The sequence below is a fragment of the Clostridium sp. FP2 genome, from assembly GCF_011065955.2.
Classification (GTDB): Bacteria; Bacillota; Clostridia; order Clostridiales; family Clostridiaceae; genus Clostridium_AD; species Clostridium_AD tagluense.
In genome coordinates, this window is record NZ_JAAMNI020000001.1 from 2,688,395 (window position 1) to 2,703,124 (window position 14,730).

Annotated in this window: 17 protein-coding genes; all 17 read left to right on the forward strand. The window is 31.8% G+C overall.

What is annotated here, in order from left to right:
• The first annotated feature begins 59 nt into the window (after nt 1-59).
• The 17 genes from G9F71_RS12820 to G9F71_RS12900 all read left to right on the forward strand — a co-directional run bounded on the left by G9F71_RS12820 (nt 60) and on the right by G9F71_RS12900 (nt 14,637).
• Entirely contained in the window at nt 60-602 is a 543-nt protein-coding gene (locus tag G9F71_RS12820; protein WP_164951564.1) for a chloramphenicol phosphotransferase CPT family protein, read from the forward strand.
• A 213-nt stretch (nt 603-815) separates the two neighbouring features.
• Complete coding sequence (locus tag G9F71_RS12825; protein WP_164947275.1) at nt 816-1,373, forward strand: GNAT family N-acetyltransferase; 558 nt, start codon at nt 816-818, stop codon at nt 1,371-1,373.
• 334 nt (nt 1,374-1,707) lie between these two features.
• Entirely contained in the window at nt 1,708-2,241 is a 534-nt protein-coding gene (locus G9F71_RS12830; RefSeq protein WP_164947276.1) for a GNAT family N-acetyltransferase, read from the forward strand.
• A gap of 694 nt (nt 2,242-2,935) precedes the next feature.
• The gene (locus G9F71_RS12835; RefSeq protein WP_164951563.1) at nt 2,936-3,763 is read left to right on the forward strand and encodes a sugar phosphate isomerase/epimerase family protein; all 828 of its coding nucleotides are present in this window, start codon (nt 2,936-2,938) and stop codon (nt 3,761-3,763) included.
• A gap of 447 nt (nt 3,764-4,210) precedes the next feature.
• Nucleotides 4,211-5,482 (forward strand): MFS transporter, encoded by a 1,272-nt coding sequence (locus G9F71_RS12840; protein ID WP_202017995.1) that lies wholly within the window; start codon nt 4,211-4,213, stop codon nt 5,480-5,482.
• 358 nt (nt 5,483-5,840) lie between these two features.
• A complete protein-coding gene (locus tag G9F71_RS12845; protein ID WP_224626375.1) occupies nt 5,841-6,608 on the forward strand; it encodes a class I SAM-dependent methyltransferase in 768 nt (255 codons plus the stop codon).
• An 87-nt stretch (nt 6,609-6,695) separates the two neighbouring features.
• Nucleotides 6,696-7,538, forward strand: a complete 843-nt coding sequence (locus G9F71_RS12850; RefSeq protein ID WP_164951562.1) for a GNAT family N-acetyltransferase — start codon at nt 6,696-6,698, stop codon at nt 7,536-7,538.
• A gap of 365 nt (nt 7,539-7,903) precedes the next feature.
• Nucleotides 7,904-8,089: an LITAF-like zinc ribbon domain-containing protein gene (locus G9F71_RS12855; RefSeq protein WP_164951561.1), complete on the forward strand. Its 186-nt coding sequence runs from the start codon at nt 7,904-7,906 to the stop codon at nt 8,087-8,089.
• Nucleotides 8,090-8,172: 83 nt separating this feature from the next.
• Nucleotides 8,173-8,469: a DUF2085 domain-containing protein gene (locus tag G9F71_RS12860; RefSeq protein WP_224626683.1), complete on the forward strand. Its 297-nt coding sequence runs from the start codon at nt 8,173-8,175 to the stop codon at nt 8,467-8,469.
• Between the two features lie 107 nt (nt 8,470-8,576).
• Nucleotides 8,577-9,140: a hypothetical protein gene (locus tag G9F71_RS12865; protein ID WP_164951559.1), complete on the forward strand. Its 564-nt coding sequence runs from the start codon at nt 8,577-8,579 to the stop codon at nt 9,138-9,140.
• Between the two features lie 526 nt (nt 9,141-9,666).
• A complete protein-coding gene (locus G9F71_RS12870) occupies nt 9,667-9,867 on the forward strand; it encodes a GNAT family N-acetyltransferase (protein WP_164951558.1) in 201 nt (66 codons plus the stop codon).
• 187 nt (nt 9,868-10,054) lie between these two features.
• Nucleotides 10,055-11,023: a hypothetical protein gene (locus tag G9F71_RS12875; protein WP_164951557.1), complete on the forward strand. Its 969-nt coding sequence runs from the start codon at nt 10,055-10,057 to the stop codon at nt 11,021-11,023.
• 470 nt (nt 11,024-11,493) lie between these two features.
• Complete coding sequence (locus G9F71_RS12880; RefSeq protein ID WP_164951556.1) at nt 11,494-11,727, forward strand: hypothetical protein; 234 nt, start codon at nt 11,494-11,496, stop codon at nt 11,725-11,727.
• Complete coding sequence (locus G9F71_RS12885) at nt 11,693-12,337, forward strand: alpha/beta hydrolase (protein WP_164951555.1); 645 nt, start codon at nt 11,693-11,695, stop codon at nt 12,335-12,337. Before G9F71_RS12880 ends, G9F71_RS12885 begins: the two co-directional genes overlap by 35 nt.
• A gap of 365 nt (nt 12,338-12,702) precedes the next feature.
• Nucleotides 12,703-13,407, forward strand: a complete 705-nt coding sequence (locus tag G9F71_RS12890) for an HAD family hydrolase (protein WP_164951554.1) — start codon at nt 12,703-12,705, stop codon at nt 13,405-13,407.
• A 164-nt stretch (nt 13,408-13,571) separates the two neighbouring features.
• Nucleotides 13,572-14,099, forward strand: a complete 528-nt coding sequence (locus G9F71_RS12895) for a GNAT family N-acetyltransferase (protein ID WP_164951553.1) — start codon at nt 13,572-13,574, stop codon at nt 14,097-14,099.
• 100 nt (nt 14,100-14,199) lie between these two features.
• On the forward strand, nt 14,200-14,637 hold the full coding sequence (locus tag G9F71_RS12900) for a VOC family protein (protein WP_164951552.1): 438 nt from the start codon (nt 14,200-14,202) through the stop codon (nt 14,635-14,637).
• Nucleotides 14,638-14,730 lie beyond the last annotated feature (93 nt).

Below are 14,730 nucleotides of genomic sequence, written 5' to 3' on the forward strand. Positions count from 1 at the left end.
ACGAGATTAAAAACTATAAGCAGTTGTTTGGAAAATATAGGTTAATAAGGAGATGAAAAATGAATCAAGGGAAAATCATTTTTCTAAATGGAGTTTCAAGTTCAGGAAAATCAACATTATCAAATGAATTGGTTAAAATGATGCCTAGCTATTTTCACATTAGTATAGATGATTTTGATATTTTTATAGATAGAATGGAAGATAGAAAAAATAATCACTTAATACCTGTTGAAACAGGGTACTTTTTTCATCGTACAATTGCAATGTTTTCAGATAAAGGTGTTAATCTTGTAGTAGATCATATTTTAAATGACGATTTCACAAGAGAAGATTGCTTCAAGGTATTATCCGATTATCCAGTTTTATTTGTTGGTGTACATTGTCCTATGGAGGAACTAGACCGAAGGGGAAAAGCAAGGGAAGATAGAAATATCGGACAGGCTAAAGAACAGTTAGAGTATGTACATAAATCTGAAATCTACGACATAGAAATAAACACTTTCCTTGAGGGTGTTGACGAAAATTCAAATAAAGTTATTGAAGCGTTAAATAATGCAGAATATCAAAATGGATGGTTGCATACAAGTAAAAATTTAAAATAAATGGATATTCATAAATGAGAAGAGTGTTTTAAAATAATTTTTTTTAGAATTTCAGTTTTTAAATTAGCTGTGTATCGTAAATGTAGTGGCTACGGGACGGCACATAATAAAATAGCTTAGAAGTTTTTGGACTTGGTTTTATTAAACGAAATAGTAAGATAATATGAATGAAAATTATTTGTATTGAATGACTGAAAGCGGGAGGATACGGTAATGGAAATAAGATTTTTGCTTACTGAAAATATTAGTGAAAAAGAAAATAAAGAAGTAACGGAAATAAATAATATATGTTTTGCAGATGTTCCTGATGAAGATTGCGAACTAGATTTTGTTGATGTTAGTCTTGGAAAATTTCTTATGTATCATAATGATAAAGCAATTGGTAGTGTCGGCATACATAAAAGGAAAGCCGAATATGACAGAGAAGAGTATATTTTAGGTGGCTTTGGAGCTTTGGCAATATTGCCTCAATATAGAGGAAATGGATACGGAAAAGTGTTGGCAGAAAAAGCCATTGAAAAACTATATGAAATAAATTGTGATGTTGCATGTTTATGTGTTGACAGAAAACATAATGCCTATAAATTATATCAGGTATTAGGATATACATTTCTTCAGAGGGATGCATATTTTATTGATGCTCTTGGTAAAGAAAAAACAAATGATTCTGTTATGATATTAGAAATAAAGAATAATGAACTAGCAGATAAAATTTTATATACCAACTACAAATTTCATTACGGCAAAGGTAAAGGTAAAGGTTATTGGTAAAAGATACACATAAAGGTTCGTTTTTTATCTATTTTACAGAAAATTCATTTATTACGAAACAAGTATAAATATATGGAAAGTAGACTCAGCTTAAAGTGTAGTGGCTAAAACTACGTATAACAAAATACTCCCGTTCGCTGCGCACATTTGCCAGCCTAAGATAGGAGCTATCTAAAGCTGGCAAACGTCGGGAGTAAGAAATGTTGTGTGACATTTCAGGTTTACCTGAAATTATCTTACGCAGTTAATGATTTTTAGCTATTTAAATATAACGGATAAGTGACATTGGTTTTTATTATATAATTAATACTAATAATTAATTGGAGGGATTAGAATGTTATTTAATGATATAAAAACAGAAAGATTATTTCTTAAAAATATAGCTATTGACGATAGAAATTTTATATTCAGTCAGTTTTCAAATGATGTAGTGACTAGATACCTATTTGATAGGGAGCCAGTAACTGACATGGAAGGTGCAGATGAAATCATTACATTTTATATACAGCCTGAATCACGATTGCAACACCGTTGGATTATCGTGCGGAAATCAGATGGCATGAAAATGGGAACATGTGGGTTTCATTGCTGGAATCAGAAAGATTGTAAGATTGAAGTCGGTTATGACCTCAAAGAAGAATTCTGGGGAAATGGTTATATGCAAGAAGCAATGAAAGAGATCATCGCAATCGCCATGGACTCTATGCACATAAAAGAGATAAATGCATGTATTTATATTGAAAATCAAAGGTCAATCCGTCTTGCGGAAAGCCTTGGTTTTGTTTTATCTGGTTCAAGGTATGAATTGTTTAGAGAGAAGGAGTACTTACATAATAGATACTCGCTTTATATTCCCAAATTAATATAATCTATGGTTGCTATTAAGTTGCATAATTCATATATAGGCAAGTAAACTTACTCCCACCTCAGAGGTTGGAGCTTCGTGGATAATATCCTCTAATTAGGACAAATTCATCACGCTAACTGGGTAGAACCAAACCTTATTCATTAATGGAACCTTGAATACTTTACGCAGAGAAGGTATATCTTGGTTATCGCTTTTTTTATATTCTCTCTCTGCAACCTTATATATTCAGTTTATCAAAGAACATTTATACATTACTATTATAACCAATCTTACAAAATAATCATTATAAATAGTATCGAACTATTTATAATGATGTGCTATTCATCACCCACTTAATATGTAGGTGAATTCCGCACAAAATCAGTTAAATCATGAATGGATTAGTGGAAATCCAACGCTATATAGAGAATGCAAGACCTGAAACATCACATAACAAAATGTTGCCGCCAGCCTTGGCTGGTGGACTATTTTTATGTAGCCACATGTAAAATCATTACTTATAATCTATATATAGGTTAGCACTTAACCCAATACCAAGGCATATTTCCCAGCCCAAGTGCGATCGCACTAGGGTTTGGAAACGTCGGCAACAAGAAACGTTAGAAGACATGCCACATTTATTAAAAATCACTTCTACCTATGAGTTTTATATGTAAACCATAAAATTACTTCAAAGTTAAAGGGGATGTTATTCATGAAGGAAAGGAACAGAGTTTTTTGTTCAACAGGAGTTATAACTGAGTATCCTTATCAATCTGATTACAAAATAATATTAGAAGATGGTCAAAAATTATCTGCTGATGGCCTTGAATTAGTTATGTACCCTAACTGGTATAGTGAAATTGAAACTATAACGGATAAGTTATATAAAAGTGGATTGAAATTCCCAGTAGTACATGCTGATAAGGATATAGGCACGCTTATTACTGAATTAAATACTATTAATTATAGAAATGGAATTGATATATTAAAACTGAATTGTGAGGTTGCAAAAGAACTTAACGCAAAATTAATGGTTTTACATTTATGGGGTCTTCCTCTATCAGATGATAAATTTCAAAATAATATTATTGCATTTGAGGAATGTTTAAATATAGCTGATAAATATGGAATATGTTTAGCTGTAGAGACGGTACCGTGTAGAAAATCTGACCCAATAAGCAATTTGAAAAAACTTGTAGATGTATATCCTCAAACAAAAGTTGTATTGGATCTTAGAATGATATCTTACCATGATTTATTATGGAAGACTTTTGATACAGATTGGTTATGGGAGAAACAATGCATTACACATTTACATATTCACGATTATAAAGGGAAAGCGTATTCAGTAGATTCATTAAAGAACTATCTTTTGCCAGGAGATGGCGATATAGATTTTATATGCTTATTTAATAAGTTAAAAGAAGTGAATTTTAAAGGCTCGCTATCTCTTGAAAGCAAATCTCTTTTGGAAGATGGGACTGTTAATTTTACTGAAGTAAATAAATGCTTAAATTATTTAAAGAAAGCTCTCGATTAGGAAAATATAATAGGGTTAAAATAAATGAATCTTAAAATGAAAACACTAGTAGCTTTGGTGTAATAGGGCATATCTTCTAACAAAAAAATTCCATTTGGTGCGCACATCCCTTCACCGAGTGCAGTCACCGCCTACGAAGAAATGTTCTGATGGTCCGGTTCAGTGACGTTGGAAATATGAGACGTTAGTGGAAATGGCATATTAATTAAAGTTTTAGTTTCGCACTAATTTATTAATCAATACTAGCTTGTAAAAAAGTAATCAGTAAGGAGAAATTATATGATATGTAGATAAATTAAGTGTTATTCTTTAAATTTTCAATAAAATAAATTGATAATGCTTGAAGAAATTCTGAGGTGAAGTTGACTTTTATACAAAAATAAGTTTAGAGATATCAATGGATTAAGAGTTTTCGAGAGCATACAGTAATTAATAAGAGGTGATTAAGTGTATAATAAATATTTTAAAGAATCGAAGAATGAACATAGTTCAGTTCTAAGACTGCTTCCACAACGATTGGGAAATTCTATCTCGAAACAGTTGCCCCTTGAATTTCTTATTTTCCTAATTGGACAGCTAGTTTCGAGATTAGGTGACGCACTTTACACCTTTGCCATACCGTGGATTTCATATGAACTAACACATTCAGTTATTGTTATGGGCTCAATGTATGCAGTCAGTGTATTGCCCATTGTGTTATTTGGTCCAATAATTGGCATGTTTGTTGATCACTGGGATCGTCGACGACTGATGATCTTCGCTGATGTAACACGAGCGATTCTAGTCGCTTTCGTTCCATTCATGCAAATGCTGGGCATCTTGCAACTTTGGCAACTCTATGTTGTATCATTTCTTTTGGCAGGGTTGTCATTACTTTTTGACGTGTCGGTTGTAGCTGTTATCCCCAATATAGTAGGCAATAAAAACCTTACTAAGGCAAATGCATCGTATCAATTAGTCAATCAAGCCGGTGATTTAATTGGTCCTATTCTTGCCGGTATTATGATAACCACTCTCGGAGGCTACCGTACGTTATGGTTTGATGTCGTATCTTTCGCAGGGACATTATGGGCTATATGGAGAATAAAGACCTTGGTAAAACCGGTTGCAAAAACGCGATTAAACGAGATTTTTCATGGAATGGGGGAGGGACTGCATTTTTTAATTCATGACAAGTTGAATTTTAGTCTCTCCCTACAGGCCATGATTGGCAACTTTGGGTACAGTGCAGCCTATGGAGTTTTGATGTTCTATCTCCTCTCCACACTCCATCTAAATGCGGCCCAAATTAGCTACAACTACGCGTTTCTTGGACTTGGTGGTTTAGTGGGAAGTATTATTATAGTTCCTTTGGAACGCTATTTTCGACGGGGAGTACTTATACCTATACTTTTAATTGTAGGCACATGTGGTTTTCTATATGCATTAGTTACACGATTTTGGCTAGGTCCAGGAATCGCCTTTGGTATCGTTACAATCTGCAATGTGGCATGGAACACGCTTTCGACATCGATACGGCAGGAAACTGTCCCTTCGAATATGTTAGGAAGAGTGCTTGGTTTCTCTCGTGTGTTTACCCGCCTGGCTATGCCACTTGGCATGATGGTAGGTAGTTTAGTTTCGAATTCACTCAGTCCAGTTGCAGTATTCGCGATTGCCGCTGTTTCCAAGGGAATTGAGGTTTCAATTGCCTTATGCTCCCCAATTCACAAGTTATAAAAACTTTACCAAAACTGTAATATGGATGAGGTGTTGCTTAAGATGGATTTAAAGTTGAGTGGAAAAGTCGTTGTAGTTGAAGCAGCAAGCCGCGGTTTGAGCTGTTCGGTTGCTGACAGAAGGTGCTGGAGTTATGATCGCTTGATAGAAAGTGCAAGGCCTAAAACATCTCATAACAAAATACTCCCCTTCGCTGCGCACATTTGCCAGCCTAAGATAAGAGCTATCTAAGGCTGGTAAATGCCGGGAGTAAGAGACGTTAGAGGAAATGACATATTTATAAAAGGTTTACTTCGCTTTAAGCTTTTTTATTAATGAATATTTTAAAATTATTACGAATTAAGGTGGTGCAAATATATTGGATAATTTACAACAACAAACACATGTTATAAATAAAGACTCAGTTTCGCTTGAATCATATGAAGAAATGGCAGAATATTATTTTAAATATGTTGATATAAAACCATTCAATGCTTATTATGAAAGACCTGCAACCTTATCTTTACTTCCAGATGTAAAAGGAAAGAAAGTTTTAGACGCAGGCTGTGCGGCAGGGTGGTACACTAAGTGGTTACTGGAAAATGAGGCAAGTGTAATAGCATTAGATTTTAGTCCTAACATGATAAAAATGACTAAAGAGAGAGTTGGAGATAAGGCTGAAATTATAAGGGCTGACCTGAACGAACCACTAGACTTTATTAAGGATGAGTCTATTGATGTTGTGTTATCATCTTTAACACTTCACTACATTAAAAATTGGGATTTAGTAATGAGTGAATTTAATAGAATTCTAAAGAAGAATGGGCAACTTATTTTCTCAGTCCATCATCCTTTTATGGACTTTACAGTTTTTAACAAGGACAATTACTTCTCTACAGAGATTATAGATGATGAGTGGGAAACACATAAAGGCAAAATTAAAGTTCAATTCTACAGGAGACCTTTGAATAAGATAGTTTCTGCAGTTATAGAAAATGGATTTAGGATAGATAAATTATTAGAACCTATGCCAATAGAACAATTTAGAATAGAGCAGCCAAAGGTTTATGATAAACTAACTAAGAGACCTCAATTTTTATTCTTTAGAGCAATAAAAATTAGTACAGCTACAAAAATTAATCCATAATGGCGTTATTTTATAAGCGAAACCAAAGAGTTATGTTGGTTTAGTTAATGAAGTATTTTTCAATTGTATTTTAAGAAAGGGGATAATATGGAACAGATTAAACTAACCAAAAGACTACAGAGAATTTTTTCATTAGCAGAAAATTTAATTAATAATGATAATAGAGCAATTTTATATCCCATCCATCTATTTATTGCCGCGCTACAAGTGAAAACAGGCGTATTGGGTGAATTAAATCTTAAGTTCCCTATAGATGTAAATTCATTAATGAAAATCTCAAATCAGTTACAATTTGATGGTAAAGAATATATTCATCACTATTTTAATAGCAAAGTTTCCAATAAAACAATTCAAGTTTTAAAAGAGGCAGAAACGATTATGAATTTGTATGGGCAGATATATTTGAATGAAGGACATATCATTAAGGCGATATTTGTTTCGGATAATGAGGTTAGAAATTTTTTCAGTTATGAGGAAAGAGAATTAATATTAGATATAACCACGACCCCTCGCGACTTAGCTGTATCTTTAATAAATTATGTTAAGCCTAATTTTAAATCCACATCTTTCATTGTAAAGAGAGCAACTCTTTCAGATACAGACGAATTGTTCAGTTTTATAGAAAAAGAATTTAATAATAAATGGCTATGTAACATAAAAAGTGGATTTTGCAAAGAAATAATCCCCATTTATATTGCAATTGAAGAGAATGAGGTAATTGGGTTTGGGGGATACGACATAGTCAAAAAAGGTTTGTTTGGACCAATGGGAATAAAGAAGGCATACAGAAAGAAAAATGTAGGGTACTCAATTTTACATAGTTGCTTAAATAACATGAAAAATGATGGATATAAATATGCCATTATTGATGAGGCTGGTCCAATAGAATTCTATGAGGAAACTTGTGGAGCTACTATAATAAATAAATAATTGCTTCGATATAAAAAAATTCGTGAAGAGGGGCAATCTACTTCCTATAACAAAATACTCCCGTTCGTTTTGGCATGAAAAGACTGCTAAAACACATTCTTTTGCCAAGCGCAGTCGCCCTAGGGCTCAAGAACGTCGGCAACAAGAAATGTTATACGTAATTTTAGTTAAAAAGAGCGATTTATTGAAAGTTCATGAGTTTGTTTTTATTAAGACACAATTTATTTATAGAACTAACCCGTAAAATCTAAAATATGAACAATATTCTTTAATACTATTTTAAAGCTTTTGGAGAATTATGAAGGATTTTTTTACAATATGTAGAATAGTTCTATATAAAACGTAATTTTAAGGAGGAACTTGTCATGGCATGTCCTAATTGTGGTAGTGAAAATATTCAAGTAGTATCTGAATCAAAGGGTTTTGGGGCAGGAAAAGGATGTTGTGGATTCATAATCTTTGGTTGGGTAGGCTTATTATGTGGACCTTGCGGTATGGGAAAAAGTAAAATAAAAAGAGTTTGTGCTAATTGTGGCAATGTAATGGATTAATGAAATTCATTGATTACCCAAATTATATTAAAAGGACATGGCTATTTTTTTATAAGCTAGGGGCTGCAGGTGGATGTCACCAGATGCCCGAAAGAAGTTTTCGCTTTTTTGATATGCAATTTCCAGTATGCGTAAGGTGTACAGGTGTCTACCTTGGCCAAATTATTGCAATACCATTCTTTTTAACGAATACAGTTTTAAAATTATATATTTGTTTTTTATTTATAGTTATTATGTTCTGTGATTGGTTAATTCAATTTTTAAACATTAAGGAGTCTACGAATTTCAGAAGATTTATTACTGGTAGTATTGCTGGTATAGGACTTATGGGCTTATATTTTAATATATTTAAATTTTTATTGGCATTCATACGTTTATAGAATTTTTTGCTCTGGTTCGCCAGGGCTTTTTAAATTTTAGACCAAGTCTAATAGAATTTTAAGGGATCCTTTATTATTAAGAAAATTATTAGAATTGGAGGATTACAATGGACAGCAAAAAGACGTTAGTAATTGCGATTGCAGCAGTTTCAGGTGGTGGAAAAACCACTATTACAACTCAGTTGAATAAAAAATTGTATAACTCTAAAGCGTTATTCTTTGATAATTATGAATTTGATGCTCCCGATGACATATGTGATTGGGTTAAGAGAGGTGCAGATTATAATGAATGGAAATTGACACCTTTAATCAATGACTTATGCTCTTTGCTTTCTAATCCTGTTTTATCATTAGACTGCATATTACTTGATTATCCATTTGCTTATAAACATAACAAAATGCGTGAATATATAGATTTAACAATATTTATTGATACACCACTCGATATTGCAATGGCTAGGCGTATACTTAGAGATTTTAAAGGTCTTTCTTCTGACAATATACGAAAAGACTTAGATATTTATTTATCATGCGGAAGATTAGCTTATTTAGAAGCGTTGGATTCAATAAAACCAAATTCTGATTTTATAATAGATGGCTCGTTATCCGTAGATGTTATAGTAAATCAGATTTATGAAAGAATTAATGGTATTTCTAAAGAAATTCAATAAAGTCAAGAGTTTTACATGATTAAAACTTAGTATTCAATAACAAGCATAGGTTGATGCTGACTTTTCCCTTAATTGAAATGATCCTACCATCGCGATGTGTTGGTAAAAAAATACAGTGCGGATTAACTCTACCTGAAACATAACAAAATGTTGCCGTCCACCTTGAATGGTGGACTTTTTTTATGTAGCAATGTGTAAATTTATGGTTTATAATCTATATATAGGTTATCGTTTTCCGCCATCAAGGCACATTTTCCGGCCCAAGTGCGCTCGCACTAGGGTTGGGAAACGTCGCCAACATGAAACGTTAGAAGAAATGCTCCGATGGTCCGGTTCAGTGACGTTGGAAATACAAGACGTTAGTGGAAATGGCATATTAATTAAAGTTTTAGTTTCGCACTAATTTATTAATCAATACTAGCTTGTAAAAAAGTAATCAGGAAGGATAAATTATATGATATGTAGATAAATAGTAATTTAATGCAAAGATAAATTTAATTAGTGTAAAAAAAGGAGATTGATAAATATGGTAACGGAAATGATTAAAGGTTTAATTAATTTTGGATATCGTAATGGTGGGCGAAAAATTACAGCAGAGGTTGCCCAAGAAAATGCAGGGTCTAATGCTGTTTTGAAAAAGTTGGGGTTCTATGCTGAAAAGGAGGGGCCTTTAAAAAGCGTAGAACTGATATTGTATATGACGAGTATACCTATAGACTTGACTTAGAATAAGGTGAGAGTTTGAGTTTTAAGGTGTTTAAAATTTTTTAATACTAAAGCGAATATTTGTCATATTTTATGGATTATTTAAAGGAATTTATAAATTATTAAGTGAGGTAAGAAAATGATATTTGAAAAATTAGATGAAAAGTATATAGAAGATGTAGTATTAAATGGGGTAATAAAATATGGATATGCAAAAATTCTATTCCATGTGCTTACAAGGGAATGTACTTAAAGCCATTGAATATTTAAAAACATTTAAGGATAAAAACGATGATATTCTTATGTTAATAGAACAATATGAAAAACGCTTTTTAACTGATAATGAAATTTATGAAATTGACTCAGATGATTCATGGGTAAAAGATGTATTAAATTGTTATTTGCGTTATTTTCGTTCTGTGTTAATTAATAATTCTATAGGACAGGCTGAACACCGTTTAATTTCAAGTTTGTCAAAATTGGTAACCATTAATCAGGATTCTAATTTAGATGAAATAGAGTTAGAATTAGAAAATATATTTAAAGAGAAAGGATATTCATTTTTAGGTGGAGTGACATCACCATTTAGAGGACCTTATATTTGGAAGAATACTCTGAAGAAAGAGTTTAATGTGTCCTTACCTGAGGGTAAGCAAGAGGTAGTAGTGTACTTTATCACTGATTTTTTAATGTTAAGTTGGGCGCATTTTGCTACAATGGGAAAACATTATGCAGGGGGATGGGCTAAACCAGAAGGGCTATATTACGTTAATAATGGAGTCGAAAATATAGATACGAATTCTACCGAGTTTCAAGTATGGTTTTTAAAGCATGAAGCACAACATTTAAGTGATTATAAAAATTTTCCAAATTTAAACGAGAGCAATTTAGAGTACAGGGCAAAATTGATTGAACTTATTTATAATCCCCAGCCGTATAACTTAATAGAAAAATTCTTAAATCAATCAAAGAATGACAAGTCTATACCACATTCATATGCAGCATATTCAATTATAAAGCAACTATCTTCTTTAGTATTTGGACAAGAGTATGTTTATGACAAGGATCAATGGAAAAATATAAAATCTGATTATATTTCTAGCATTGCATCCGAGTTATTTATGAAAAATAATAAAAGTTTACATGAATCAGGAAATGAAACAGAGGGCGTAATTTAATAATTACGCATAGAAATGAATTTTCAATATGAATATATCGCATCAATATTATATTATTCAATAAGTATTTGATTGGTAAGACATATCACTTTAAATAAGGTGGGAACATATTGGCTTGAAAAGACAGCCAAGGCCGAGAAGCAAAGCGAAGTCTCGCTTTGCTTCTCGGCCTTGGGAATTAGAAACGTTAGGCGACACATAAGTAATTTTTCAAAATGTGAATAATTGTATATTTATAAGAGGGTAGATTAATGTATTCTAATGCTCTTTCAACCGGGATTTCTAATTTCATATTATTTGCAGTTGTAAAACAGTCCGTTGCCACCAATAGGAGGTTTGAAGTATTGCTCAAAGTGTAGTGGCTAAAACTCTGTATAAGAAAATGTCTATGTAAGTTATAACTCCGCATAAAAAATAGTGATTTAAAAGAAATAGGGGGGATATTAAAATGTTTGATCTAAGCGTTTTAAATGCGTTTAAAACTGTGGGAGCATTTATATTGTATCAAGATACAATTCTTAAATAAAGGTGGTAAACTTATACAACAGAAACAACTTGATTATGACATGGAGATGTATGCAGGATTACATCCAACATTTTTAAATAAATTACTGCGGGATAAAAATGATTTAATTAAAATCTATTTAAAGGTAAAGGAGAAAAAATGGTATGAAAGGTTTATTTTTATGTGGGTATGGATGTAAGCCGTGGATATGGGAAAATATCGAGAAAAGTTTCCGCGATGATAAAAATAACATAAAGTTTATAGAATGGCCAACAAATTTAACTAATTATTTTAATAATATCTCTGATTTTTCAACATGGGTAAAAGATAATTTTATTATTGAAGATGAATATTATGATTTTATAGTTGGACATAGTATGGGAGGTTTAATAGCGTTACATCTTTCTACTTTAAAAAATTTAAATTTAAAACATATTGTATTAATTGAATCTTATATAACAAGTCCTGCGAAATTTTTTCAGAACTTATTAATGGAAGATACGAATGATACTATAAAAGAAAACGTTACAAATATGCTAAATCAAGAATCTAAATACTATTCACCAATTTTAAGAAATAAACTTCAAAATTTAGATTTAACTTGGATGATTAATAAGGCGAACAGCAATATTCATTTCATATATGGTGATAGAGGCATTAATAATAAAGAAATAGTAATAAGTCAATTGGGTATAAATCCAATTATTCAGAAGCATATTGATATTGAAATAGTATCAAATTCATGTCATTTTCCTATGATAGAAAGTAGTGAGAACTTATTAAGTGTTTTAAAAAATATTATTAAATAATTGATTAATGATAACTGGAGTAGATTTTGCTTAAAGCATGGTAGCTAAAACTACGTATAACAAATTGTTGCGGTTCGCCTTGGCTAGAGAGCGATTTTATAAGGTATCGTCATATACTCAAGTATGGTTTAACCCCAAAAAATCATAAACCAACGATAAGGCACATTCGTTCACCAAGCGCGTCGAGCTAAGGTTCAGAAACGTCGGCAACAAGGAACATGATCTAAAACACTGAAGAAAGTTTTTATATAACTCGCGAATATTTATGTAGGGGATTATTTTGGTTAATAGGCTTTGAGTGTTGCATTGCACGTGGAATTTAAAAATACTATGTTCTTAATCTAATGGAAGGGATGTAATTATGTATGAAATATGAAGCCATAATATTTGATGTTAGTGATACACTTGTTGAGTATAGTCCAAATTATGCTCGGATTTTTGGAGATAGGTTACGAGGTCTTGGTTTCGAAGTTCCTGAAGAAAAAGCAAAAGAAATTTCAAGAGTAGTAAATTGGTCTATAGGAGAACAAACTCTAAAAGAGCAATGCGGAGAGCCACATATGTCTGATGAAGAATTAAATGCCTTGTTAGATAAAGCTGCACTATTATGTGTTACTAACAAAAACATCTGTAATAAAAAGCATTTGATAGACTTAAGTAAGATACATATGCCAAAACAAGAAATGACAATAATTCCTGACGTCATTAATGTTTTAACCGTGCTGAAAAGCAAATATCGTCTAGCTATTGTATCAAATCATTATTCTTGGTTAATGGATTATTTAAGGACATGCGGTCTTGCTCCACACTTTGAATCTATAGTTATTTCAGATATTGTTGGTGTAGCAAAGCCAAACATACGTATAATGCAAATTCTCCTTGATGAACTTGCTTTGGAAGCAAAAAACTGTCTTTATGTAGGAGATCAACCATTTGATGTATTATGCTCTAAGCAGATAGGAATGGATTGTGCTTGGATTGCTACAGATGAATATATATTACCAAGATCGATTCCTTATAAAGAAGATTATAGGATTACTAAATCATTAGATTTATTAAATATACTGTAGGTTCTACAGAAAATGCTCAAATACTAGTAATTTTGAATCACAAGGGTAGAATATTAGGCTGAACTGATGTTGAAAAAACGGTATCAAGAAACGGGATTTTGGAATGATCTTTTAAGACACAGTTGTAGGTTATTACGATTACTATTAATTGGAGGGATACACATATGGATATCATTTTTGAATTAGGAAAAGCAAAAGATATTGGTGAATTAGAACAGCTTTATAACGATTTAAATGGCCACTTGGCAAAAGGAGTAAACTATCCTGGGTGGAAAAAGGGTATATACCCTGTTCGGCAAAATGCAATTGATGGAGTTAAACATGGCAATCTCTATGTATCAAAACATAATGGAAAAATTGTTGGTTCTGTTATTTTAGGCCATGAACCTGAAGCTGAATATTATAAAGCTAAATGGGGATTTGATTTTGACTATGCAGATATTTTTGTTGTATATACATTTGTAGTGCATCCAAAATTTTTGAAATGTGGTGTAGGCAAAGCATTAATGGACTTTTCTATTGAACACAGCATTGAGTCCCAAGCTAAATCAATCAGGTTGGATGTTTACGAAGATAATATCCCTGCCATTAGGCTGTATGAAAAATGTGGTTTTAAATATATTGATACAGTTGACTTGGGACTTGGAAACTACGGGTTGAACTGGTTTAGACTATATGAAAAATTACTGTGAGATAATGAGCATAATATTTATATAGCAGCCTGTAATTTTATGATGTGACTAAAGTTCCAATTTGTATTCTTAAGATATAAATATAAAGGGGATTATTTTTATGAAAAATGTAAAATTAGCAAATATATGTCCAGTATTAATTTCGGAAGATATTATAAAGACAGTAAACTTCTATGTTGAAAAACTTGGATTTAAGTATGCAGAACATTATGATAAAATTGACAACTTTGCAACTATATACAGGGATTCGATTGAATTAGTGATTGTACAATCAAAATTTGGAAAAGTGGAGTCAAATGCAAAAAGATATGGCGTAGGCTATTACGTTTACATAGACCCCGATACAATTGACGGAGTAACCATGATTTATCAGGAATTTTTTTCAAAAGGGGTTAAAATGGTAGAAGAACCAAGAAGAACAGATTATGGTTCTTATGAATTTGTTATTGAAGATATTGATGGAAGATTGATAGGAATAGGACTTGTTTTTGACAACAAAATCTACTTTGAAAATTCGGATGTAAAATTAGGTTTATAGTATATACTTTAATTTATGGCTATGTTTAATAAAGATGTTAAAATTGTATATATTTAAATAATACGGTATAATAAGACTATATGGAGGATTACG

Coding starts and splice junctions, on each gene's coding strand:
- G9F71_RS12820 (WP_164951564.1), top strand. CDS start 60: ATGAATCAAGGGAAAATCATTTTTCTAAATGGAGTTTCAAGTTCAGGA.
- G9F71_RS12825 (WP_164947275.1), top strand. CDS start 816: ATGGAAATAAGATTTTTGCTTACTGAAAATATTAGTGAAAAAGAAAAT.
- G9F71_RS12830 (WP_164947276.1), top strand. CDS start 1,708: ATGTTATTTAATGATATAAAAACAGAAAGATTATTTCTTAAAAATATA.
- G9F71_RS12835 (WP_164951563.1), top strand. CDS start 2,936: ATGAAGGAAAGGAACAGAGTTTTTTGTTCAACAGGAGTTATAACTGAG.
- G9F71_RS12850 (WP_164951562.1), top strand. CDS start 6,696: ATGGAACAGATTAAACTAACCAAAAGACTACAGAGAATTTTTTCATTA.
- G9F71_RS12855 (WP_164951561.1), top strand. CDS start 7,904: ATGGCATGTCCTAATTGTGGTAGTGAAAATATTCAAGTAGTATCTGAA.
- G9F71_RS12860 (WP_224626683.1), top strand. CDS start 8,173: ATGCCCGAAAGAAGTTTTCGCTTTTTTGATATGCAATTTCCAGTATGC.
- G9F71_RS12865 (WP_164951559.1), top strand. CDS start 8,577: ATGGACAGCAAAAAGACGTTAGTAATTGCGATTGCAGCAGTTTCAGGT.
- G9F71_RS12870 (WP_164951558.1), top strand. CDS start 9,667: ATGGTAACGGAAATGATTAAAGGTTTAATTAATTTTGGATATCGTAAT.
- G9F71_RS12875 (WP_164951557.1), top strand. CDS start 10,055: ATGCAAAAATTCTATTCCATGTGCTTACAAGGGAATGTACTTAAAGCC.
- G9F71_RS12880 (WP_164951556.1), top strand. CDS start 11,494: ATGCGTTTAAAACTGTGGGAGCATTTATATTGTATCAAGATACAATTC.
- G9F71_RS12885 (WP_164951555.1), top strand. CDS start 11,693: ATGAAAGGTTTATTTTTATGTGGGTATGGATGTAAGCCGTGGATATGG.
- G9F71_RS12890 (WP_164951554.1), top strand. CDS start 12,703: ATGAAATATGAAGCCATAATATTTGATGTTAGTGATACACTTGTTGAG.
- G9F71_RS12895 (WP_164951553.1), top strand. CDS start 13,572: ATGGATATCATTTTTGAATTAGGAAAAGCAAAAGATATTGGTGAATTA.
- G9F71_RS12900 (WP_164951552.1), top strand. CDS start 14,200: ATGAAAAATGTAAAATTAGCAAATATATGTCCAGTATTAATTTCGGAA.